Consider the following 21,514-nt stretch of genomic DNA (forward strand, 5'->3'; position numbering starts at 1 on the left):
GTGACAGAGGGGGAGGCGGACCGACCGACCCCTGGTGACCGGAGCGCCTCATGACGGATCAGCCCACCCTCGCCGAGCTCGACTCGGCCCACCCCTTCGTCGAGCGCCACGTCGGCCCCGACGCCGACGCCGTCCGCACGATGCTCGAGCGGCTCGGCCACGACTCGCTCGAGAGCCTCCTCGACGCCGCCGTGCCCGCCGGCATCCGCGACCGCGACGTGGCGCTGGCCCTGCCGCCGGCCGCCTCCGAGGCCACCGTGGCCGCCGAGCTGCGGGCGCTGGCCGCCACGAACGCGCCGGGGGAGTCCCTCATCGGGCTCGGCTACCACCCGACGACCACCCCGCCCGTGATCCGCCGCAACGTGCTGGAGGACCCGAGCTGGTACACGGCCTACACGCCGTACCAGCCCGAGATCTCCCAGGGCCGGCTCGAGGCGCTCCTCAACTTCCAGACGATGGTCGGCGACCTCACGGGCCTGCCCACGGCGAACGCGTCCCTGCTCGACGAGGCCACGGCCGCCGCGGAGGCCATGACGCTGGTGCGCCGGGCCCAGCGGCGGGCGAGCGGACCGTTCGTCGTCGACGCCGACGCCCTGCCGCAGACCATCGACGTCGTGCGGACCCGCGCCGAGGCCATGGGCATCGAGGTGGTCGTCGCCGACCTCACCGACGGACTGCCGCCGACGGTCGCCGAGACCGGGCTGTGCGGGGTGCTGGTGCAGTACCCCGGCGCCTCCGGCCGGGTGCTCGACCCCCGCCCGCTCGTCGAGGCCGCCCACGGGCTCGGGGCGCTCGTCGTGGTCGCCGCCGACCTGCTCGCGCTGACGCTGCTGGAGTCGCCGGGGGCGCTCGGCGCCGACGTCGCGATCGGGTCGACCCAGCGCTTCGGCGTCCCGCTGTTCCACGGCGGCCCGCACGCGGCGTACATCGCCGTGCGTGACGGCCTGCAGCGCAACCTGCCCGGCCGCCTCGTCGGCGTCTCGGTCGACGCCGAGGGCCGCCCGGCGTACCGGCTGGCGCTGCAGACCCGCGAGCAGCACATCCGCCGCGACAAGGCGACCTCCAACATCTGCACCGCGCAGGTGCTCCTGGCGGTCGCGGCCGGGATGTACGCCGTGCACCACGGCCCCGACGGCCTGCGCACGATCGGCCACCGCACCCACCGGTACGCCGCCGTGCTGGCCGCCGCGGTCCGGGCCGCCGGCGGCACGACGCTCCACGAGGCCCTCTTCGACACCGTCACCGTGCGGGTGCCGGGCGAGGCCGCCGCGGTCGTCGCCGCGGCCCGCGAGCGGGGCCTGCACCTGCGCCTCGTCGACGCCGACCACGCCGGCATCTCGACGTCGGAGCGCACGACGCGCGGCACGCTCGACGGCGTGCTCGCCGCGCTCGCCGTGGCGCTGCCCGACCTGGCGGGCGTCGACGTCGACGAGGTCGACCGCACCACCGCGGACGCCCTGCCGGACGCGCTGCGGCGCGAGACGCCGTACCTGACCCACGAGGTGTTCTCGAGCCACCGCAGCGAGACCCAGATGCTCCGCTACCTGCGGCGGCTCTCGGCGCGGGACTACGCGCTGGACCGGGGCATGATCCCGCTCGGCTCCTGCACGATGAAGCTCAACGCGACGACCGAGATGGAGCCGATCAGCCTGCCGGGCTTCGCGGACCTCCACCCGTTCGTGCCGGCGGGCGACGCGGAGGGCTACCGCCGCCTCGTCGCCGACCTCGAGGGCTGGCTGGCCGAGGTCACCGGCTACGACCGCGTCTCGGTGCAGCCCAACGCCGGCTCGCAGGGCGAGCTCGCGGGGCTGCTGGCGATCCGCGCCTACCACCACGACCGCGGCGACACGGGCCGCGACGTCTGCCTCATCCCGTCGTCCGCCCACGGCACGAACGCCGCCTCGGCCGTCATGGCGGGCATGCGGGTGGTCGTCGTGCGCTCGGCCGAGGACGGGGGCGTCGACCTCGACGACCTGCGGGCCGCCTGCGCGGAGCACGCCGACGACCTCGCCGCGATCATGGTCACCTACCCCTCCACCCACGGGGTCTACGAGGACACGATCACCGAGCTGTGCGAGGTGGTGCACGCCCACGGCGGGCAGGTGTACGTCGACGGCGCCAACCTCAACGCGCTGGTCGGCCACGCCCGCCCGGGCGCGTTCGGCGGCGACGTGTCGCACCTCAACCTCCACAAGACGTTCTGCATCCCGCACGGCGGTGGCGGGCCCGGCGTCGGCCCGGTGGCGGTGAAGGCGCACCTGGCGCCGTACCTGCCCTCCCACCCGCTGCACGCGGAGGAGGACAAGCGGGCCGGCGTGGGCGCCATCAGCGCCGCGCCGTACGGCTCGGCGGGCATCCTGCCGATCTCGTGGGCCTACGTCCGGCTCATGGGCTCCGAGGGGCTGGCCCACGCGACGGCCGTGGCGGTGCTCGCGGCCAACTACGTCGCGGCCCGCCTGGAGGAGCACTTCCCCGTGCTCTACCGCGGGGAGAACGGGCTGGTGGCCCACGAGTGCATCCTCGACCTGCGGCCGCTCACGAAGGCGACGGGCGTGACTGTCGACGACGTGGCCAAGCGCCTGGTCGACCACGGCTTCCACGCCCCGACGATGTCGTTCCCCGTCGCGGGCACGCTCATGGTCGAGCCGACCGAGTCCGAGGACCTCGCCGAGATCGACCGGTTCTGCGACGCGATGATCGCCATCCGCGCCGAGATCGATCGGGTGGCGGCGGGGGAGTGGGCCGCGGAGGACTCGCCGCTGCGCCACGCCCCGCACACGGCCCGGGCGCTCACGGGCGGGTGGGACCGCGCGTACCCCCGCGAGCTCGGCGTCTTCCCCGCCGGCTACGACCCCGACAAGTACTGGCCGCCGGTCGGCCGGATCGACCAGGCGTACGGCGACCGCAACCTCGTGTGCGCCTGCCCGCCGCTCGAGGCCTTCGCGGAGGAGCGGGACTGAGGCGTCCCCCCCGTCCGGGTACGACGGAGCCCCGGGCCGCTGGGCCCGGGGCTCCGTCGTCGTGGCGCAGGTGGTGGTGCCGGCGGTGGGGGGCGAACCGGTCAGTCGCCCGGCTCCGACCTCACCGTCGATCGCCTGCGCGGTGCGCGTCCGCGTCCTGGGGTCCGCCGTCGGCCCGCAGGCGACGGCCCTCCGCGACGTCGTCGGCGTGCTTCTCGTCGGCCTTCTCCGTCGTGCGGGTGTCGCGCGGCGGCAGCTGGATGGTCTCCTCCGCGGCGATGCCCGCCTGCAGCTCCCGGCCCCGCTCGAGCTCGGCGTCGAGCTCGGCGCCGAACAGCAGCGCGAGGTTCGTGATCCACAGCCACAGCAGGAACACCGCCACACCGGCCAGCGATCCGTACGTCTTGTTGTAGCTGCCGAAGTTCGCGACGTAGAAGCCGAACGCCGCCGAGGCGACGACCCAGGTGAGGATCGCGACGATCGCTCCGACGCTGATCCAGCGGAACTTGGGCTGCTGCACGTTGGGCGTGACGTAGTAGAGCAGGGCCACGACGACCACGACGGCGAGCAGGATGACCGGCCACTTGGCGATGTTCCACACCGTGACCGCGGCCGAGCCGACGCCGATCGCGTCGCCCACGGCGGTGGCCGCGGGGCCCGAGATGACGAGCCCGAGCGCCACGAGGGCGACGAGCACCACCGAGACGGCGGTCAGCAGGAGCATCACCGGGCGCAGCTTCCAGATGGGCCGGCCCTCGCGGATCTCGTAGATCCTGTTCAGGGCACGACCGAAGGAGTTCACGTACCCCGAGGCCGACCAGAGCGCGGCCGCGAGGCCGATGACGAACGCCAGCCCCGCGCCCTGGGACGCGGACAGCTGCTGGAGCGTCGGCTCGAGGGTGTCCGCGGCCGAACCGGCGCCGACGTCCCGCAGGATCTGCAGGAGCGTGTCGACGGTCGCCTGGCCCTGGCCGAAGAGTCCGACCAGGGAGAGGAGGGCGACGAGGCCAGGGAACAGGGCGAGGACCGCGTAGTAGGTCAGCGCTGCCGCCAGGTCCGTGCACTGGTCCTTGCTGAACTCGCGCATCGTGCGGCGGGCGACGTAGCGCCACGACGCCTTCTCGATGTCGCCCATCGAGTCGGGCTTGCGGGGGTCGTCGGGGTCGGGTGCCGTCCGGCTCCGCTGCTCCTCCGTCGACTCGCCCGGGCGCGGTGTCGCGCGGGCGCCCGCGTGGTCGGCCGCGTGGTCGGCCGCGTGGTCGTCGTGCTTCTTCTTGCCTCGTCCTAGCACCGGGTCCACCTCACCGTCGACGGCGCCACAGGACGACGACGGTGACCAGGACGGCCACCGCCACCAGGCCGCCGGCACCCCCCAGGGCGACGGGAGTCGGCTTGCCGCGCTCGTCGGTCAGGGCCTCGCGGGCCTGCTCGACGGCGGCGGCAGCCTGGTCCTTGGCCTGGCCGGCGGCCCCGGCGACCTGGTCCTTGGCGTGGGCGACGCTGTCGCCGACGTTGCCCTTGACCTCCTCGACCTTGTCGTGGGCGCGGCCCTTGACGTCGAGCTTCGCGGTGAGGGCCTCGACGGTCTCGCCGAGCTCGGCGCGGACCTGCTCGACGTCGTGCTGCAGCTCCTCGATGCTCGGCTCCTCGTCGGTGGGCACGTCGGCGCGGTGCGCACCGGACTCAGGTGGTGTGGTCATGCTGACGGGCCTCCTTGACGGTGCGGACGTCTTCCTTGACGTTCTCGACGGTGCGCTCCGGCACCGCGGGCGCGGCGTGGTCGACCTGCTTCCGGCCGACGAGCGCGAGCACCCCGGCCAGCAGCAGGAGGGCCAGCGCCACGATGAGCCCCGCCAGCCACAGGGGCACGACGAGGTCGAGCGCGATGATCATCGTGGCGATCAGGGCCCCCAGGCCGAAGAACCCGATCAGCGCGGCCGCGCCGAACGCGCCCGCGCCGAAGCCGGCGTACTTGACCTTCTGCGAGATCTCGGCCTGGGCGAGCCGGATCTCCCCGCGCACCAGCTCGGAGGTCTGCGTCGACAGGCGGGAGATCAGCTCGCCGGTGGACTCGTCTCCACGGACGCTGCTCACGTCGACCTCAGATGCCGGCCGACGAGCCCGGCTGCGCCACGCCGTCCCCGATGGGCGTGCCCGACGGGTCCGCGTTGGTGCCGGCACCCTCGTCGTCCTTCTTGACCTTGGCGGCGACGCTGGAGGCCACCTCGCTCGCCTTCTCGCCGACCTTGGGGGCGGTCTCCTTGACCTTCTCCTGCGCCTGGGCGGCCTTCTCCTGCACGGCGGGGCTGTTCCACGCCTTCGAGGCCTGCGCCTTGATCTCCTCGTAGCGCTGCTGGCCGGCGCGTGCCCCCAGCACGTAGCCGATTCCGATCCCCAGCAGCAACGTCAGCTTGCGCATTGAAACGCCTCCTTGTCGATGTGTTCCGGAGGCCGATGGCGCTCCGGACCGCACGCGCTCCCTCTCGCGCGGTCACCGCCGGTACCCGCTCGCCCGCGGGACAACAGTGACCCGCACCGCTGCCCCGCACCGCTGCCCCGCACCGCTGCTCCGCACCGCCGGCCCGCACCGCTGGCCCGCGGCGCGGCCGAGCGTGCGACAACGCCCCGGACCGCTGGGTCCGGGGCGTCGTGGTGCGCGGGGGTGCGCGGGGGTGCGGAGGCGGGCTGCCCGACCTACTGCGCCTGGGACACGCTCGACATGTTGAAGTCGGGCAGGCGGAGCGCCGGCGTGGCGGTGCGGGAGAAGTAGTCGCCCCACTCACGGCTGAAGCTGGGCACGGTGGCGCCCGCGTGGGTGAACCGGCCGAGGACGTCGACGGGGCTCTCGTTGAAGCGGAAGTTGTTCACCACGCCCGTGATCTCCCCGCCCTCGACGAGGTAGACCCCGTCGCGGGTCAGCCCGGTCAGCAGGAGGCTCTGCGGGTCGACGACGCGGATGTACCACAGCGAGGTCACGAGCAGCCCGCGCTCGGTGCCGGCCACGAGGTCCTCGGTGCTGCCGGCGCCGCCGGCGACGTCGAGCACCAGGTTGTCGGGCGCGGGGGTCACGGGCAGGCCGGTGACGCGCGCCGAGTGCCGGCTCTGCAACAGGCTCGTCAGACGACCGTCGCGGATCCAGTCGGTGGGGCCGATGGGCAGGCCGTTGTCGAAGACCGACGTCGACTCGTCCGAGGTCGAGGTGTGCACGAAGGGCGCGCTCTGCAGGCCGGGGTAGCCCGGGTCCGAGTGCATCCGGACGGTCGGCGGCGCGACCTGCTCGCCGACGCGGGTGCCGCCGCCGCGGCGGCTCCACACCGACTGGCCGTCGTGGGCGTCGAGGCCCGAGCTGACCCACAGCGTGTAGATGAGCAGGTCGGCCACCGAGGTCGGCGGGAGCACGGTGTCGTAGCGGCCGGCCGGGAGGTCGACGCGGCGCCGCCCCCACGACAGCCGACGGGCGAGGTCGGCCTCGAACGCCACGGGGTCGACGTCGCGGAAGTCGCGGGTCGCGCCGCCGGCCCACGCGCTCTGCGAGAGGTCGGACGGCTTGGCGGTGCAGCCCCAGTGGCCCGTGGGCTGCTCGTGGCGCAGCCGCAACCCGGTCGTGGAGCCGAGGTAGGTCGTGGCGACCTCGTGGTCGACGAAGCCGTAGAGCACCCGGTCGGCGCCGCCCGCGGTGCCGAACGCCTCCCCGAGCGCCGGGGCCACCGCGTCGTACACGCCGATGGAGGTCGTGCCGGGCGGCTCGTCCCAGTCGGGGGCGGCGTCGCCGGTGACCAGGTCGGACGCGTCGTCGGCGACACCGGCGACCGTGGCCGCCGCGTCGGCCTCCTCGACGAGGGCGAGCACCTGCTCGACGGAGGCCGCGGCACTGGTGACGGAGCCGACCGCGACGCCGTCGGCGCGCCGGTCGAAGGCCAGCACGGTGACCTCGACGCCGCGCATCTCGCCGTTGGTGGTCAGGGTGTTGTTGGCCCAGCGCAGGTTCGCCGACGAGCGCGCGGTGACGATGACGACGGCGTCGTCGGAGCGCGTCGCGGCCAGGGCCCGCTCGACGAGGTCCTGGGGGCGGGTCTGCTCGCTCACTTGCCTGCCTCCTCGTTCGTGTTGAGGATCCGTACGCCGCGGAACAGCGCCGTCGGGCAGCCGTGGCTGACCGAGGCGACCTGGCCGGGCTGGGCCTTGCCGCAGTTGAAGGCGCCGCCGAGCACGTAGGTCTCGGGCCCGCCCACCGCCTCCATGGATCCCCAGAAGTCGGTCGTGGTGGCCTGGTAGGCGACGTCGCGCACCTGGCCGGCCAGGCGGCCGTCCTCGATGCGGTAGAACCGCTGGCCGGTGAACTGGAAGTTGTAGCGCTGCATGTCGATCGACCACGACTTGTCGCCGACGACGTAGAGGCCGCGCTCGACGCGACCGATCAGCTCGTCGGTGCTCGGCCCGTCGGGGGCCGGCTGCAGCGACACGTTCGCCATCCGCTGGATGGGGATGTGGCCGGGGGAGTCGGCGTACGCGCAGCCGTTCGAGCGGCCGCCGTTCAGCTCGGGGCGCTGGTGGCCCATGACCCGGTCGAGCTGGTAGCCGACCAGGACGCCGTCCTTCACGATGTCCCACTGCTGGGTGGCGACGCCCTCGTCGTCGTACCCGATCGTCGCGAGGCCGTGCTCGACGGTGCGGTCACCGGTGACGTTCATGACGGGGGAGCCGTAGCGCAGCGAGCCGAGCCCGTCGTACGTCGCGAAGCTCGTGCCGGCGTAGTTGGCCTCGTAGCCCAGCGCGCGGTCGAGCTCGGTCGCGTGGCCGATCGACTCGTGGATGGTCAGCCAGAGGTTGGAGGGGTGGATGACGAGGTCGTAGGTGCCGGCCTCGACGCTCGGGGCGCGCAGCTTCTCGGCGAGCAGCTCCGGCAGCTCGGCGACCTCCGCGTCCCAGTCCCAGCCGCCCTCGGCGACGGGGGACGCCAGGTACTCCCAGCCGCGGCCGACCGGCGGCGCGATGGAGGTCATGGAGTCGAACACGCCCGTGGTCGCGTCGGAGCCCATGGCGGTGAGGCCGGGCTGCAGGCGCACCCGCTGCTGGGTCGTGCGGGTGCCGGAGGAGTCGGCGTAGAACTTGTTCTCGACCACCTGCTGCAGGCTGGCCGTGGCGTGCTCGACCGCGGCGTGGGCGCGCAGCCGCTCGGTCAGGTCGACGAGCACCGCGACCTTGTCGGCGACCGGCACCTCGAGAGGGTTCACCGCGTACGACGACACCCACGTGACGTCGTCGTAGGTGGGCTCGGGCGCCAGCTCGACCGGCACCCGGGTCATCGCGGCGGCCACCCGGGCCACCTCGACCGCCCGGTCGGCGACGTGGCGGGCCTCGTCGTCGGTCAGGACGACCCCCGAGGCGAAGCCCCAGGCGCCGCCGTGCACGACGCGGACGGCGAAACCGACGTCCGAGCTGTCGCGGGTGCCCAGCAGGGAGCCGTCGCGGACGTTGAGGTCCTGGTAGCGGACCCGCTCGAACCGGAAGTCGGCGTGGGTCGCGCCGAGGTCGGTCGCACGCCGCAACGCCACGTCGGCGAGGCGGCGGAACGGGAGCGCGAGGAACGAAGGATCGACTTCGGGAACGCTCATGTCGCGAACCTACCCGTCGGCGTGGACCAGCCGCACGGTGGATCCGGAGCGGGCCGGGGTCACCTGCAGCTGGGTGGTGATGCGGGTGCGGAGCTCGCCGACGTGGCTCACCACGCCCACCACGCGCCCGCCCTCACGCAGCTCGTCGAGGGTGTCCATGACGTCGTCGAGGGTGTCGGGGTCGAGCGAGCCGAAGCCCTCGTCGACGAACAGCGTCTCCAGGTCGCTGCCCTCGCCGTCGGCCGCGGACTCCTGCGTGACGACGTCGGCGAGCCCGAGCGCGAGGGCCAGGGAGACGACGAACGTCTCACCGCCCGACAGCGTCGCCGGGTCGCGCCGCTCGCCGGACCAGTCGTCGCGCACGACGATGCCGAGGCCGCCGCGGGCGTCGGACTGCTCGAGTGCGTACCGGTGCCCCGACATGCGCCCCAGCCGGTCGTTCGCGGCCTCGACCACCTGACCCAGGCGCCACGCGACCACGTACGCCGGCAGCGCGAGCCGCAGGCGGTTGTCGCCCGAACGACCCGACGCGAGGGTGGCGACGCGCTCGGCGACCTCGTGGGCGGCACGGACCGGCTCCCACGCCGCCAGCGCGGCCCGCAGGTCGTCGGCGAGCGCCCCGAGGCGCCCCGCCCGGACGGCGGTGACCTCCGCCTGCGTGCGCGCGGCACCCGCCTCGGCGTCGGCGGCGCCGTGGCCGGCGCGGGCGGCGTCGAGGTCCGGGGCGGGGGCGGCGGCCGCCGCCACCAGCTCGGGGTCCGCCAGTGCGGCGCTCGTCGCCGCCACCGCGTCGTCGTGGGCGCGCACGCGCGCCTCGAGGGCAGCCACCTGCTCGGGGGTGCGGGCGGCGGCCTCCACCTCCTCCAGGCTCGCGAACCCGCACGCGGCGGCCTCGGCGCGGGCGGCCTCGTCGGTCTCCTCGACCGCGAGCCGGGCCCGCTCGCGCTGCTCGAGCGCCTCGAGCGCCCGGGTCCACCGCTCCTCGTCGCGCCGCAGGGCCGCCAGCGCGGTCGCCACGTCGGGCGCGTCCTCCGCCACGAGCAGGCCGCGCAGCCCCCGGTGCAGCTCGTCGGCGCGGGCGGCGTCGGCCGCCGCCCCGGCGCCCAGGGCGGCGCGCCGGCCCTCGAGCCGGCGCAGCTCGTCACCGAGCGAGGCCTGCCGCTCCTCGGCCCGGGCGAGGGCCGAGCGGGCGGCGGGGAGCGCGGCGACGCCGGCCGTCAGGTCGGCCAGCGCGCGGGCGAGGTCGTCGCCCTCGGCGCGCCACTGCACCGCGGGACGGTCCTGCGCGGCCTCACGGGCGCGGGCCAGCTGCTCGCGCAGGGTGCGCACGCGGTCGCCGTACGCCTGCTGCTCGACCTCGGCGTCGTCGAGGTCGCTGCGTGCCTGCTTCTCGGCGGCTGCGTCGGGGGCGTCGTGGGCCCGGCGGGCGGGCTCGGGGTGCTGGCAGGACCCGCACACCGGGCAGGCCCCGCCGACGGCCAGGCCCTGCGCGATCTCGGCGGCCATGCCCTCCAGCCGTGCCTCGCGGAGGTCGAGGAGCCGCTCGCGGCAGCGCTGGGTGCGGCCCGTCGCGTCGAGCAGGTCCTGCTCGGCGACGGCGAGGGTCTCGGTGAGCTCCTCGCTCCGCCGGGCGGCCTCGAGCCCCGCCCGCACGGCGCCCTGCCGCTCGCGCGTGGTCGTGATCGCCTCGACGGCGGCGACACCCGCGGCCACCTCGTCGCGCAGCGCGGCCAGGCGCCCCGGCAGCTCGCGCGCCTCCACCTCGAGGGCGGCGACGCGGTCGTCCACCTCGCCGATCTCGACGTCCCGGGCGGCCGCGGCCTCGCGCAGGCGTCGCAGCGTCGTCTCGTGACCTGCCGCGGCCTCGCACCGGTGGCGTCGGCCCACGACGTCGTCGAGGGCGCGCCGCGCGGTGGCGGCGTCCACCGCCGGTGTGCCCGCGGGCGAGCCGTCGCCGAAGTCGAGCTCGAGGGTGCCGGTGACGAGGTGCGCAGCCGTGCCCACCGCGCGGAGGGCGGCGTCCGCCGACGCCTCCGCCCGCGCGAGCCCACGGACGGCGCGGTCGTGAGCGCCCACCAGGGCCCGGGCCGGCGCGGCGCGGACGGCGGCGTCCCGCTCCGCCCGGGCCGCCTCGACCCCGTCCTGCTCCTCGGCGAGCTCCGCCGCGGCGGCTGCGGCGCGGGCGTGGCGTTCGCGCAGGCCGGCGAGGGACTCCGCGGCGGTGCAGGCGGAGGCCGCGGCCGCGAGGGCGTCCTCGGCGGCGGCGCGACGCCGGTCGGCGGCCTGCGCCGCACCGGCGGCGTCCGCGACGAGGCCCTCCGCCCAGGCGGTCAGCGCCGCGGTGCCCCCGTCGCCCGGGGTGCCCGACGGGTCGTCCAGCGCCAGGTCGTCGGGGAACGGGACGTGGCCGGCCTCGCTGAGGCGGTGCACGGTGCTCCGCACCCCCGCGAGGGCGTCGAGCGACTCCTGGCGCAGGGCCCGACGGCGGTCGGTGAGCCAGCGCTCGACCTCGGCGTACCGGCTCGTGCGGAAGATGCTCTGCAGGAGGCGCTGGCGGTCGTCGGCCCCGGCGCGCAGGAAGCGCTGGAACTCGCCCTGGGGCAGCAGGACCACCTGGCAGAACTGGGCCATCGTGAGCCCGAGCAGCCGGCCCACCAGCTGGCCCGCCTCGTCGATGCGCCCCGTCAGGTGGGTCCACGTGCCGTCGACGCGCTCCTCGACCAGCGCGCTGGCCTGCTGCGTCGTCGTGCCGGTGCCGCGCTTCTTGGGGCGCTCCCAGGCGGGGCTGCGGGTGAACCGGAACCGGCGGCCCGAGAGGGTCGCCTCGAGCACGACGCGCGGCGCGACGTCCGGGGCCGCGCCGTCGCTGCGCAGGTGGCGGGCGGTGCTCCGCTCGCCCGGGACCTGGCCGTAGAGGGCGAAGCAGATGGCGTCCAGGACGCTCGACTTGCCGGCCCCGGTGGGCCCGCAGAGCAGGAAGAGCCCGTCGGAGCCCAGGTCGTCGAGGTCGACGGTGACGGTGGCGGCGAACGGCCCGAACGCCGTCACCCGGAGGTCGTGGAGCCTCATCCGGCGGCGACCTCCCGCGTGGCGTCGGCGTCGCCGGTGCACGCCTCGCAGGCCGACGCGAGCAGCGCCGCCTCGTCGGCCAACGCGTCGGAGCCGCGGACGTGGCGCACGAAGTCGAGCGTGACGTCGTGGGGACTGCGGCCCGCCACGGGCCGGTGCGGCGCGGCCGGGGCGACCCCGCCCGCCGGCTCGTGGGTCAGCACGAGGGCGTGGGGGAAGCGGCGGCGCAGCCGCTCCATCGCGCCCCGCTGCCGCTCGGGGTCGGTGAGGGTCGCCTCGACCCACGCGCTCTCGTGCACCGCCAGCGACGGGTCGGACAGCAGCTCCTCCAGGGTGCCGCGGAGACGGGCCAGGGCCCGGGGGACCGGGGTGGGCAGGAAGGAGGCCGACACCGCGCCGTCGGCGGCGAGGTCCACGAGCCAGGAGCCCTTCTCGCGGCCCGCCTCGGAGAAGGAGTAGGCCAGCGGGGAGCCCGAGTAGCGCAGCCGGTCGGTCAGGACGTGGCTGGCGTGGAGGTGGCCCATGGCCACGTAGTCCACGCCGTCGAGGACCGGCACCGGCACGCGCTGCACGCCGCCGACCGAGATGTCCCGCTCCGACTCGCTCGGCTGCGCGCCGGCGACGAACGCGTGGGCCAGCACGACCGAGCGCGTGCCCGGACGGCCCGCCAGGTCCGCGCGCACGCGCCGCATCGCCTCACCGAGGGCAGCCTCGTGGGAGCGGGCGGGCAGGGCCCACGGCTCGCGGACCGCGTCGGGGTCGAGGTAGGGGATGCCGTAGACGGCGACCTCGCCGTCGCCGTCGGGGACCAGCACCGGGACGCCCACCTGGGTCGGGTCGGTGCGCACGTGCACGCCCGCCGCGTCCATCACCCGCGCGCCGAAGCCGAGGCGCCGGGCGGAGTCGTGGTTGCCGCTCGTCACGACGACCCGGGCCCGCGACGCCGCGAGCCGGGCGATCGCCTCGTCGGCCAGCCGCACCGCGTCGACCGGCGGCAGTGCCCGGTCGTACACGTCACCGGCCACCACGACCAGGTCGACGGCCTCCTCCTCGACGACGCCGACCAGGTGGTCGACGAACGCCGCCTGGTGACCCAGCAGGTCGGCCCGGTGGAACGAGCGGCCCAGGTGCCAGTCGGAGGTGTGGAGGATGCGCACGGGACGAACCTAGGTGGCCCCGCCGACAGTCCCGCGGACCCACGCCGCGGGGTGGCCGGGACCACCCTGGGCGTCAGCCGATCCGGCGCGCCAGCTCGTCGGCCATGTCGTCCACCCGGCGTCGCACGGCCCCGGGCAGGTCCGGGTCGGCCGCGAGCCGGCGTACCCGCTCGAGCACCTCGGGGCGCCGGGCCGTGAGCGGGAAGAAGGCCTCGGCGACGTCGCCGAGCAGCCAGCCCGAGAACACCTCCGCCGCGGCGGGCAGCCCGGTCAGGTAGCGCTCGACGTACGGCTCCGTCAGGTGCTCCTGGCCGCGCTGCCACAGGCCGAGCCCGGCGGCCTCGACCTCGTAGTTCGCGACGCGCGCCTCGCCGGTGAACCGCGCCCAGGCCCACTCCTTGGCCGCGGCCGTGGGCAGGGACGCGCGGGCCCGGGAGTGCTCGGTGCGCGCCACCGCGGAGGGCGCGGCGGCGAGCGCGGCGTCCAGCTCGTCGGCGTCGGTCGCGCCGCGCACCGCGAGCCGCACGAGCACCTTCCAGCGCAGCGCCTCGTCGAGCTCGACCCCCGGTGGCAGGTCGGTGCCGACGAGCCAGGAGCGCAGCAGCGCCTCGTCCTCGGTCGTCGCCACGACCGCTCCGAAGCCGGCGAGCTGGACGGTGCTGCCGGGCTCGGCGTCGCGCACGACGACCTCGGCCGCGGCCCGCACCTGCGTCTCCAGGTCCTCGGGGTCCGCCACGACGGCGCGGAGCCGGCCGAGGGCCCACGCGGTCACCACGCTGACGCCGTCGTCGTCGCGCTCGGAGGGCAGTCCGGCCGCGACCACCGCGAGCGCGGCGGCGGGCTCGACCGCGCCGGCGTGCACGCCGCTGCGCAGCGCGTTCCAGATCCCGGCCCGCAGCATCGGGTCGGTGGTGCGCGGCAGGAGGTCGGGCAGCGCCGCGAGCGTCGCGGCGTCGGGCGCGGACCACGACCAGGAGTCCTCGTAGGCGTCGACGACGACCGCGGCGTCGGGCCCCACGTCGTACGGCGTGCCCTCGCCGGCCAGCACGACCTCGTCGACCCGCCACGTCGCGTCGCCGGGCGCCGCGCTCGCGACCCGCACGGCGTGGGTCCGCTCGGCGGGGTGGGCGGCCGGCGGCACCCGCCGCAGCGTGCCCGCGGCCCGGTCCAGGCGCAGCTCGTCCACGCCGGGGGCGCGCAGCCAGCCGTCGACGAAGCCCGTCAGGTCGCCCGCGCCCGCGCGCTCCCAGGAGCCCAGGAGGTCGTTCATCGTGGCGTTGCCGAAGCGGTGGCGGGTGAAGTGGTCGACGGCCCCGGCCACGAACACGTCGTCGCCGACGACCGCGGCGAGCTGCTTGAGCACGCTCGAGCCCTTGGAGTAGGAGATGCCGTCGAAGTCCTGCAGCGCCCCGGCGGCGTCCTCGGCGCCGTTGCCGGCGACCGGGTGGGTGCTGGGGCGCTGGTCGGCGACGAGACCCCACTGTCGGCGGCGGTGGGCGTTGTGGACCCACGTGTCGCCGTACTCGGTGACGTCGGCGGCCACGCGGTTGCCCATGTACTCCGCGAACGACTCGTTGAGCCACAGGTCGTCCCACCAGCGGGGCGTGACGAGGTTGCCGAACCACTGGTGGGCCATCTCGTGGGCCACGGTGACGGCGCGCTGGATGCGCGCGCCGCGGGTCACGCGGCTGGTGAAGACCAGCGGGTCGCGGAACGTCACGCAGCCGGGGTTCTCCATCGCGCCCGCGTTGAACTCCGGCACGAACGCCTGGTGGTAGTCGCCGAACGGGTAGCGGATGCCGAACAGCCGGTGGAACTCGTCGAAGCACTGCCGGGTGACGGTGAGGAGCTCTTCGGCGTCGGCGTCGAGGTGCGGCGCGATGCTCCGGCGGCACGACAGGCCCAGGCGGATCCCGTCGTGCTCGTCCCGCACGTGGTGGTAGGGCCCGGCGACCACGGTGACGAAGTACGTCGCGAGCGGGGCGCTGCGCTCGAAGCGCCACAGCCCGGGCTCGGCCTCGGTCCCCGGCGCGTTGGCCGTGACCGTCCAGTCCCGGGGCGCGCGGACGGTGAGCGTGTACGGCGCCTTGAGGTCCGGCTGGTCGAAGCAGGCGAACACGCTCGGGGCGGCGTCCATGAAGCTCATGCCGTAGACGTAGCGGCGCCCGTCGGCGGGGTCGGTGTGGTGGTGCAGGCCCTCGCCGTCGGTGCGGAAGCCCATCACGGCGTCGACGACGAGGACGTTCTCGCCCGCCTCCGTCGGGAGCGGGAGGCGCCCGGCGTGGAGGGTGGCGGGGTCGAGCTCGGTGCCGTTGAGGGTGGCGCCGCGCAGCTCGAGCGGCTTGACGTCGACGAAGGTGTCGCCGCCCGCGCTGGTGAAGGTGATGGTGGTGCGCGAGGGGAAGGTGGCCTCGTCGGTGGCCAGGTCGAGCTCGAGCTCGTAGCCGGTGACGTCGAGCAGCGCCGCCCTCCGCTCGGCCTCGTCGCGACGCAGGGACGTGCTGGCTCCGGGAACGCTCACGGCGGCCACCCTACGAGGGGCGGCCGCCGTGGCGGGGTGGTGCTGGGTCGTGCCGGTCGTGCTGGGGTCGTGCGGGGCCGGGAGGGGTCAGCCGACGGTGACCGCGACGATGTCGATCGGGGTGTTGGGCGCGCCGCCGCCCGCGGGGTTCGAGCCGTCGTCGCCGGCCTCCGCGATCTCCTCGATCACGCCGAGGTCGGCGGGGTCGACCGTGCCGAAGACGGTGTAGTCGGGGGAGAGCTGCGTGTCGCCGTACACGATGAAGAACTGCGAGCCCTGCGTGTCGGGGCCCGAGTTGGCCATCGCCAGCGTGCCCGCGCCGTAGGTCTCGTCGCCGCTCAGCTCGTCGGCGTAGGAGTAGCCCGGGCCGCCGGCCGTCGTGCCCGACGGGTCGCCGCACTGCAGCACCTCGAAGCCGGCCATCGTCGTGATGCGGGGGCACGGGGTGTCGTCGTAGAAGCCCTGCTCGGCCAGCGACACGAACGAGTTGACGGTGCACGGTGTGGTGTCGCCGTTCAGCGTGACGTCGAGGTCGCCGTTCGAGGTGGAGATGACGGCCGGCGTCGGGGTGGTGACGGTGGGCTCGGCCGGCGGCAGGTCGACGTCGCGGGCGGCCTCGCCCGACTCCTCGTAGGAGCACGTGCCGTCGGTGACGCCGGTGGCGTCGGTCGACTCCTGCGAGCCGTTCGAGCCCTCGTCGGAGTCCGAGCCGCAGGCGGCGAGGAGCGGGAGGGCGAGGACGGCGGCGATCGACAGGGCGCGGGTGGTGGCTCGGCTCATGCGCCCGAGCCTAGGGGGACGGTCACGAGTTGCGGCCGCGGGCCTCCACGGGCAGGGGCGCACCGTCGACCCAGATCGTGTCGACGAGGTTGATCGCCGCACACACGTGGTTGGGAGCGACCTCCACCCGGGACCCGACGGCGGGCAGCGGGCCGCCCCCGAGATCGACGACGGCGTGGTGCTCCGAGAGCAGCACGACGCGGGCGTCGGGGTGGGCGGGGAGCCGCCCCCAGCCGGTCGCGTGCGGCGCACGGTCCGCGCCCAGCACCTTGCCGCCGGAGTCGAGGACGAGCCGTCCGCCCGCGTGGCTGACGACGGTCGCGACGCACGTGAGGGCGATGTCGTCCGGCTCGTGGTGGCCGAGCTCCCACTGCTGGGCGTCGCCCAGCAGGTAGACGCCCGGGCGCAGCTCGTCCGGCAGGGCACTGCCCACGGCCCCGGGTCCCTGCGCCAGGCTCGTGGCGAGGCTGGGCGTGGACCCGCCGCTGCGCACCGGGCAGGGCAGGCCGGCGGCCGCGAGGGCGTCGGCCGCGGCGGCGAGGGCCTCGGCCTCGGCCACCGCGGCGGAGGGCCCGGCCCCGGGGGCGTAGCTGTGGCCCGGGAAGGTGAAGACCCCGGCGATCTCCAGGCCCGCCTCGGCCGCGGCGCCCGCGACCGTCGCGGCCTCGTGGGGGAGCACCCCCGTGCGGTGGTGCCCGGAGTCGACCTCGACGTGCACGGCGACGTCGGGCGCGTGGGCGGCCACCCGCCGTACCCCGTCGACGGAGTCGACCCCCACGACGATGCGGGCCCGTTCGGCCAGCGTGCGCAGCCGGCGGCCACGCTCGGCGTCGACGAACAGCGGGTAGGCGACGAGCACGTCGTCGAAGCCGGCCCCCACGAACACCTCGGCCTCGCCGACCGTGGCGACCGTGATGCCCTGCGCGCCGGCCTCGAGCTGCAGCCGCGCCAGCACGGGCGACTTGTGGGTCTTGGTGTGGGGACGCAGCCGCACGCCCAGGTCGGCGGCGGCACCGTGCACGCGGGCGAGGTTGCGGGCGAGCCGCTCGCCGTCGACGGCGAGGTACGGCGTCGCGGGGGCGGCGCTCACAGCTCCTCGTGCGTCTCGGGGTCGGCGCCGAAGATCCGCCCGTCGGGGCGGCCGAGCGCGGTGATCGCGGCCACCTCCTCGTCGCTGAGCGCGATCTGGAAGACGTCGAGGTTGCTGCGCTGGCGCTCGGGTGAGGCCGACTTGGGGATGGGCAGCGACCCCACCTGCACGTGCCAGCGGAGCACGACGGCCGCGGGGTCGACGTCGAGGCGCTGCGCCGGTCCGGTCACGGCGGGCTCGTCGGTGAGGTCGCCGACGCGGGCCAGCGGGCTCCAGGCCTCGGTGAGGACGTCCCAGCGGGCGTGGGCCTGGCGCAGCGCCTCCTGGGGGAAGTAGGGATGCATCTCGACCTGGTTGACGCTGGGGGCCACGCCGGTGGCGTCGACGACGCGCTCGATGTGCTGCTCGGTGAAGTTGGAGACGCCGATGGAGCGCACGAGGCCGCGCTCGCGCAGGTCGACGAGCGCGCGCCACGCCTCGACGTACTGGTCGCGGCCGGGGTTCGGCCAGTGGATGAGCTGGAGGTCGAGGTGGTCGAGCCCGAGGCGCCGCAGGCTGCCCTCGACGCTGGCCACGGCGTCGTCGTAGGCGTGGTGGCGCCCGGGGATCTTGCTGGTGACCTGGAACTCGTCGCGGTCGAGCCCGCTGGTGCGCAGCGCCTCGCCGACGGCCTCCTCGTTCTCGTAGTTCACCGCCGTGTCGATGAGCCGGTAGCCCACCTCGAGGGCCGAGCGCACGCCGCGCACGGCCTCGTCGTCGCGCAGCGGGTAGGTGCCGAAGCCCACCGCCGGCAACCACGTGCCGTCGTTGAGCGCCCGGGTCGGGACGTCGATCGTCGTCATGGGCGTCAATGTACGGCGGCGGTCCACGGGCGGGGCCCGCGTCCGGGCCGGCGGTCACGGGGCCCGATGATGCGGGGGTGACGGCGACGTTCGAGGGCCACGACCGCGGCGATGCCGCCTACCGCCGGGTGGTGCTGGCGCTGTTCGCGGCGGGGTTCGCGACGTTCGCGCAGATCTTCGACGCCCAGGCGGTCCTGCCCGCGCTGGCCCGCGACCTCGACGTCACGCCGGCGACGGCGGCGCTGTCGGTCTCGGCGACCACGACCGGGCTCGCGGCCTCGGTGCTGGTGTGGGCGGCGGTGTCCGACCGGGTGGGGCGCACCCGGGCGATGGCGTGGTCGCTGACCGCGGCCACGGCCCTCTCGCTCCTCGCGCCGCTCATGCCGGGGCTCGGTGCCGTCATCGCCCTGCGCGCGCTGACGGGCGTGGCGCTGGGCGCGGTGCCCGCCGTGGCGATGGCCTACCTCAACGAGGAGGTGAGCCGGGCCTGGGTGCCGGTCGCGGCCGGCACCTACATCGCCGGCAACACGGTCGGCGGCGTCGTCGGCCGTCTCGTCGCCGGCCCGGTCTCCGAGGCGGTCGGCTGGCGGGCCGGGCTCTTCGCGGTGGCGGTGGTCTGCGCCGGGTTCACCGTCGCCTTCTGGCGGGTGGTGCCCACCCCGCAGGGCTTCCGGCGTCCCACGGAGCAGGTCTCCGCGGTACGGCGCGTGGCGCGGCACCTGCGCACCCCCGCCCTCGCCACGACGTACCTGGCGGGGTTCTGCCTCATGGGCGCGTTCGCGACCGTCTTCAACTACGTCGGGTTCCGCGTGAGCGGCCCGCCGTTCGACGTGCCGGTGACGTGGGTGAGCCTGCTGTTCGCGGTCTACGTCTTCGGCACGGCCGCGAGCCGCACCAGCGGGGTCCTGGCGCACCGCCACGGCGCGCCGCGGGTGGTCGCGTGCGGGGGAGCGGCGGTGCTCGTCGCGCTGCCGCTGCTCGCCGCCGGCGACCTCGTCGTGGTCGTGCTGGGCCTGGCGGTCTTCACCGTCGGCATCTTCCTCGCCCACCCGGTGACCAGCGCGTTGTCGGGGCAGCTGGCGAGCGTCGGCCGGGCGCAGTCGACCGCGCTCTACCAGCTGTCGTGGCTGGCGGGCACCGCCCTCGTGGGGTGGGCCGCCGGCCACGTGTACGACGACCGCGGCTGGTCCGCGACCCTGCTCGTCGTCGCGGCGCTCGTCCTGGTGGCGGTCGCCGCCGTGCTGGCCGGGCAGCGCCGCCCCGCGACCGCCTGAGGGTCAGGCGAGGATGCCGGCCCGGCGGGCCGCGGGAACCCAGCTCGTCACGTACTCCTCGAGCACGGAGTGGAACCACTGCTCGTCGGGGGTGCCCTTCGAGCTCGACATCGTGGTGAGGCCGACGTTGTCGACGACGCGCCCGCCCATCGTGTCGAGGTCGGCGAGGAACGTGGGGGAGTATCCGAGGCCGAGGAACTGCCAGAAGACGGGCTTGTCGGAGGCCTCGACGAGCAGCTTCTTCGCCGGGCCCTTGTCGAACGGCTCGCCGTCGGTGACGAAGAGGACGAGCGTCGGCAGCGTGGCCGGGCCCGACGACGCGGCCTTCCGCCCGCCGAAGAGGCGCTTGCCGATGCCCGCCTTGCCGTGGCCGGCCTCCGCGAGGACGTTGCGGATGACGTCGCCGTAGTTGGTGCCGCCCATGGAGCGGCCGGCGCGCCAGCGGTCGACGAAACCGGCGTACGACGAGGAGTCGACGACCTCGGCGTCGAAGGCCGAGCTGTGGAAGAAGTGCACCTGGATGTCGCCGTCGTCGTCGAGGCCCGCGAGGCTGAGCGCCAGCACGCGCTCCACGAGGTCCTGCACCTCGCCGTTCTCGTAGCGGGCGGTCATCGACGCCGAGTAGTCGATGGCCACGACGACGCGGGCGCTGACCTCGCCCAGGTCGATGCCCTTGTCCGCCTCGCGCTTGAGCAGGGAGATGATCGCTCCCTGCGCCGTGTCCGTCCGCTTCGTCAGGTCGACCACTTGTGCTGCCTCTCTCGGGTGCGTCCGGCGCCGGTCGGGGTGGACCGGGCCGCGGGGGGGTCCGCCGTGCGCGGCGGGCCGCGCCCCGTCCTGCCCTTTCCCGACCCGCGGGAAACGGCGGAGCCGGCCGGTAGGGTCCGCGGAGGGAGCGCACCCACGCGCACCGTGGCCGACGAGGGGAGCCAGAAGTGGTGGAGCAGCAGCCGGGCGGGGTCAACCTGTCGAAGATCACGCTGACGAAGTCGGCGCCGAGCATCTCGTTGAGCAAGGGTGCCGGTGCCGGTGGGCAGATGCGGATCAACCTGAACTGGTCGCAGCCCGCGCCCGCGAAGGGCTTCCTCAAGCGCGCCCTGGGTGGCTCGTCCGCCGTGGACCTCGACCTCGGCTGCCTGTGGGAGACCACCGACGGCAGCAAGGGCGTCGTGCAAGCACTGGGCAACGCGTTCGGCAACCTGCACCAGCCCCCCTACGTGCTGCTCGACGGCGACGACCGCAGCGGCACGAGCACCGGCGGGGAGAACCTGGTGGTGAACCTCGACCGGCTCGACCAGATCCGCCGCGTCCTCGTGTTCGCCTACATCTACGAGGGCGCCCCGAACTGGGCGGCCGCCGACGGCGTCGTGACCCTCTACCCCGCGGGCGGCGCCGCCCCCATCGAGGTGCGCCTCGACGAGCCGGCCGCCGACAAGCGGTTCTGCGCCATCGCCCTGCTGACGAACGACGGCGGGTCCCTCGGCGTGCGCCGCGAGGTGCAGTACGTCGCGGGGTGGCAGCCGGAGCTCGACAAGGCCTACGGGTGGGGCATGAACTGGACCTCCGCCACCAAGTGAGCGACGCCGACGGGACGCTGTGGCAGCGGGTCGCCCGGGCGCAGGCCGGTGACGACTACGCCCGCGCCTACGCCGAGCGGTTCCGCGCGATCGAGCGCGACGGCGGCGACGTGCACGGCGAGGCCGCCCTCGTGCGCTCGCTCGTGCCGGCGCCCGCGCGGGTGCTCGACGCGGGGTGCGGCACCGGGCGCCTGACGGTGCGTCTCGCCGCCGACGGGTACGACGTGGTCGGCTGCGACGTGGACGCCGCGATGGTCGAGGTGGCCCGCGCCGAGGCCCCGGAGCACGACTGGCGGGTGGCCGACCTGGCCTCGCTCGACCTGGGCACGACGTTCGACGCCGTCGTCCTGGCCGGCAACGTCCTGCCGCTGCTGGAGCCGGGCACGCTGGACGGCGCCTGCGTCGCGCTGGCCCGGCACGTGGCGCCCGGCGGGCTGCTCGTCGCCGGGTTCGGCCTCGACGCCGGGCACCTGCCGGCCGGCTGTCCCGTCACGCCGCTCGGGGCCGTCGACGCCGCGATGGCGGCGGCGGGCCTGCGGGCGGGGGAGCGGTGGGGCGGCTGGGCGCGGGAGCCGCTGCCCGCGGCCGACCCCGGCTACGTCGTCGCGACCTACCGGCCGTAGGTTCGC

The 21,514-nt window shown here is 75.4% G+C and carries 17 protein-coding genes; 4 read left to right on the forward strand and 13 right to left on the reverse strand.

The genetic code is table 11. The features are described 5' to 3' along the window. Positions 1 to 50: 50 nt before the first annotated feature. Positions 51 to 2,960, forward strand: coding sequence for an aminomethyl-transferring glycine dehydrogenase (gene gcvP, locus ACOACO_RS11520; protein ID WP_420296422.1), 2,910 nt, complete (start codon positions 51 to 53; stop codon positions 2,958 to 2,960). Between the two features lie 121 nt (positions 2,961 to 3,081). On the opposite strand, the gene ACOACO_RS11525 is transcribed toward gcvP, so the two are convergent. The 12 genes from ACOACO_RS11525 to ACOACO_RS11580 form a co-directional block, all read right to left on the reverse strand. Continuing rightward, entirely contained in the window at positions 3,082 to 4,251 is a 1,170-nt protein-coding gene (locus ACOACO_RS11525) for a YihY/virulence factor BrkB family protein (protein WP_420296423.1), read from the reverse strand. Positions 4,252 to 4,261: 10 nt separating this feature from the next. Beyond that, on the reverse strand, positions 4,262 to 4,660 hold the full coding sequence (locus ACOACO_RS11530) for a DUF3618 domain-containing protein (RefSeq protein ID WP_420296424.1): 399 nt from the start codon (positions 4,658 to 4,660) through the stop codon (positions 4,262 to 4,264). Beyond that, the gene (locus ACOACO_RS11535; RefSeq protein ID WP_420296425.1) at positions 4,644 to 5,054 is read right to left on the reverse strand and encodes a phage holin family protein; all 411 of its coding nucleotides are present in this window, start codon (positions 5,052 to 5,054) and stop codon (positions 4,644 to 4,646) included. The genes ACOACO_RS11530 and ACOACO_RS11535 overlap by 17 nt, the downstream gene beginning before the upstream one ends. A 7-nt stretch (positions 5,055 to 5,061) precedes the next feature. After that, complete coding sequence (locus ACOACO_RS11540) at positions 5,062 to 5,379, reverse strand: hypothetical protein (RefSeq protein WP_420296426.1); 318 nt, start codon at positions 5,377 to 5,379, stop codon at positions 5,062 to 5,064. A 275-nt stretch (positions 5,380 to 5,654) separates the two neighbouring features. Further along, positions 5,655 to 7,046: a metallopeptidase TldD-related protein gene (locus ACOACO_RS11545; RefSeq protein WP_420296427.1), complete on the reverse strand. Its 1,392-nt coding sequence runs from the start codon at positions 7,044 to 7,046 to the stop codon at positions 5,655 to 5,657. Beyond that, positions 7,043 to 8,575, reverse strand: coding sequence for a TldD/PmbA family protein (locus tag ACOACO_RS11550; RefSeq protein ID WP_420296428.1), 1,533 nt, complete (start codon positions 8,573 to 8,575; stop codon positions 7,043 to 7,045). Before ACOACO_RS11550 ends, ACOACO_RS11545 begins: the two co-directional genes overlap by 4 nt. A gap of 9 nt (positions 8,576 to 8,584) precedes the next feature. Beyond that, complete coding sequence (locus ACOACO_RS11555) at positions 8,585 to 11,644, reverse strand: AAA family ATPase (RefSeq protein ID WP_420296429.1); 3,060 nt, start codon at positions 11,642 to 11,644, stop codon at positions 8,585 to 8,587. Beyond that, entirely contained in the window at positions 11,641 to 12,801 is a 1,161-nt protein-coding gene (locus tag ACOACO_RS11560; protein ID WP_420296430.1) for an exonuclease SbcCD subunit D, read from the reverse strand. The genes ACOACO_RS11555 and ACOACO_RS11560 overlap by 4 nt, the downstream gene beginning before the upstream one ends. 73 nt (positions 12,802 to 12,874) lie before the next feature. Next, positions 12,875 to 15,322: an aminopeptidase N gene (gene pepN, locus ACOACO_RS11565; RefSeq protein ID WP_420296431.1), complete on the reverse strand. Its 2,448-nt coding sequence runs from the start codon at positions 15,320 to 15,322 to the stop codon at positions 12,875 to 12,877. Positions 15,323 to 15,409: 87 nt separating this feature from the next. Next, complete coding sequence (locus ACOACO_RS11570; protein WP_420296432.1) at positions 15,410 to 16,102, reverse strand: peptidylprolyl isomerase; 693 nt, start codon at positions 16,100 to 16,102, stop codon at positions 15,410 to 15,412. Positions 16,103 to 16,124: 22 nt separating this feature from the next. After that, entirely contained in the window at positions 16,125 to 17,192 is a 1,068-nt protein-coding gene (locus tag ACOACO_RS11575; RefSeq protein WP_420296433.1) for an alanine racemase, read from the reverse strand. After that, positions 17,189 to 18,034 carry an aldo/keto reductase gene (locus ACOACO_RS11580; RefSeq protein ID WP_420296434.1) on the reverse strand — a complete coding sequence of 282 codons (846 nt, stop codon included), beginning with the start codon at positions 18,032 to 18,034 and terminating at the stop codon, positions 17,189 to 17,191. The genes ACOACO_RS11575 and ACOACO_RS11580 overlap by 4 nt, the downstream gene beginning before the upstream one ends. Before the next feature lie 77 nt (positions 18,035 to 18,111). Here ACOACO_RS11580 and ACOACO_RS11585 point away from each other — a divergent pair, with 77 nt between their 5' ends. After that, positions 18,112 to 19,308: an MFS transporter gene (locus tag ACOACO_RS11585; RefSeq protein WP_420296435.1), complete on the forward strand. Its 1,197-nt coding sequence runs from the start codon at positions 18,112 to 18,114 to the stop codon at positions 19,306 to 19,308. Positions 19,309 to 19,311: 3 nt separating this feature from the next. On the opposite strand, the gene ACOACO_RS11590 is transcribed toward ACOACO_RS11585, so the two are convergent. Next, positions 19,312 to 20,055 carry a VWA domain-containing protein gene (locus tag ACOACO_RS11590; protein ID WP_420296436.1) on the reverse strand — a complete coding sequence of 248 codons (744 nt, stop codon included), beginning with the start codon at positions 20,053 to 20,055 and terminating at the stop codon, positions 19,312 to 19,314. A gap of 188 nt (positions 20,056 to 20,243) precedes the next feature. Between ACOACO_RS11590 and ACOACO_RS11595 the strand changes: the two genes are divergently transcribed. Together ACOACO_RS11595 and ACOACO_RS11600 are read left to right on the forward strand one after the other, a co-directional pair. Further along, the gene (locus ACOACO_RS11595) at positions 20,244 to 20,885 is read left to right on the forward strand and encodes a TerD family protein (protein WP_420296437.1); all 642 of its coding nucleotides are present in this window, start codon (positions 20,244 to 20,246) and stop codon (positions 20,883 to 20,885) included. Next, positions 20,882 to 21,508 (forward strand): class I SAM-dependent methyltransferase, encoded by a 627-nt coding sequence (locus ACOACO_RS11600; RefSeq protein ID WP_420296438.1) that lies wholly within the window; start codon positions 20,882 to 20,884, stop codon positions 21,506 to 21,508. Before ACOACO_RS11595 ends, ACOACO_RS11600 begins: the two co-directional genes overlap by 4 nt. Positions 21,509 to 21,514: the final 6 nt, after the last annotated feature.

It is taken from the genome of Nocardioides sp. CPCC 205120 (genome assembly GCF_048654585.1).
Taxonomy (GTDB): Bacteria; Actinomycetota; Actinomycetes; order Propionibacteriales; family Nocardioidaceae; genus Nocardioides.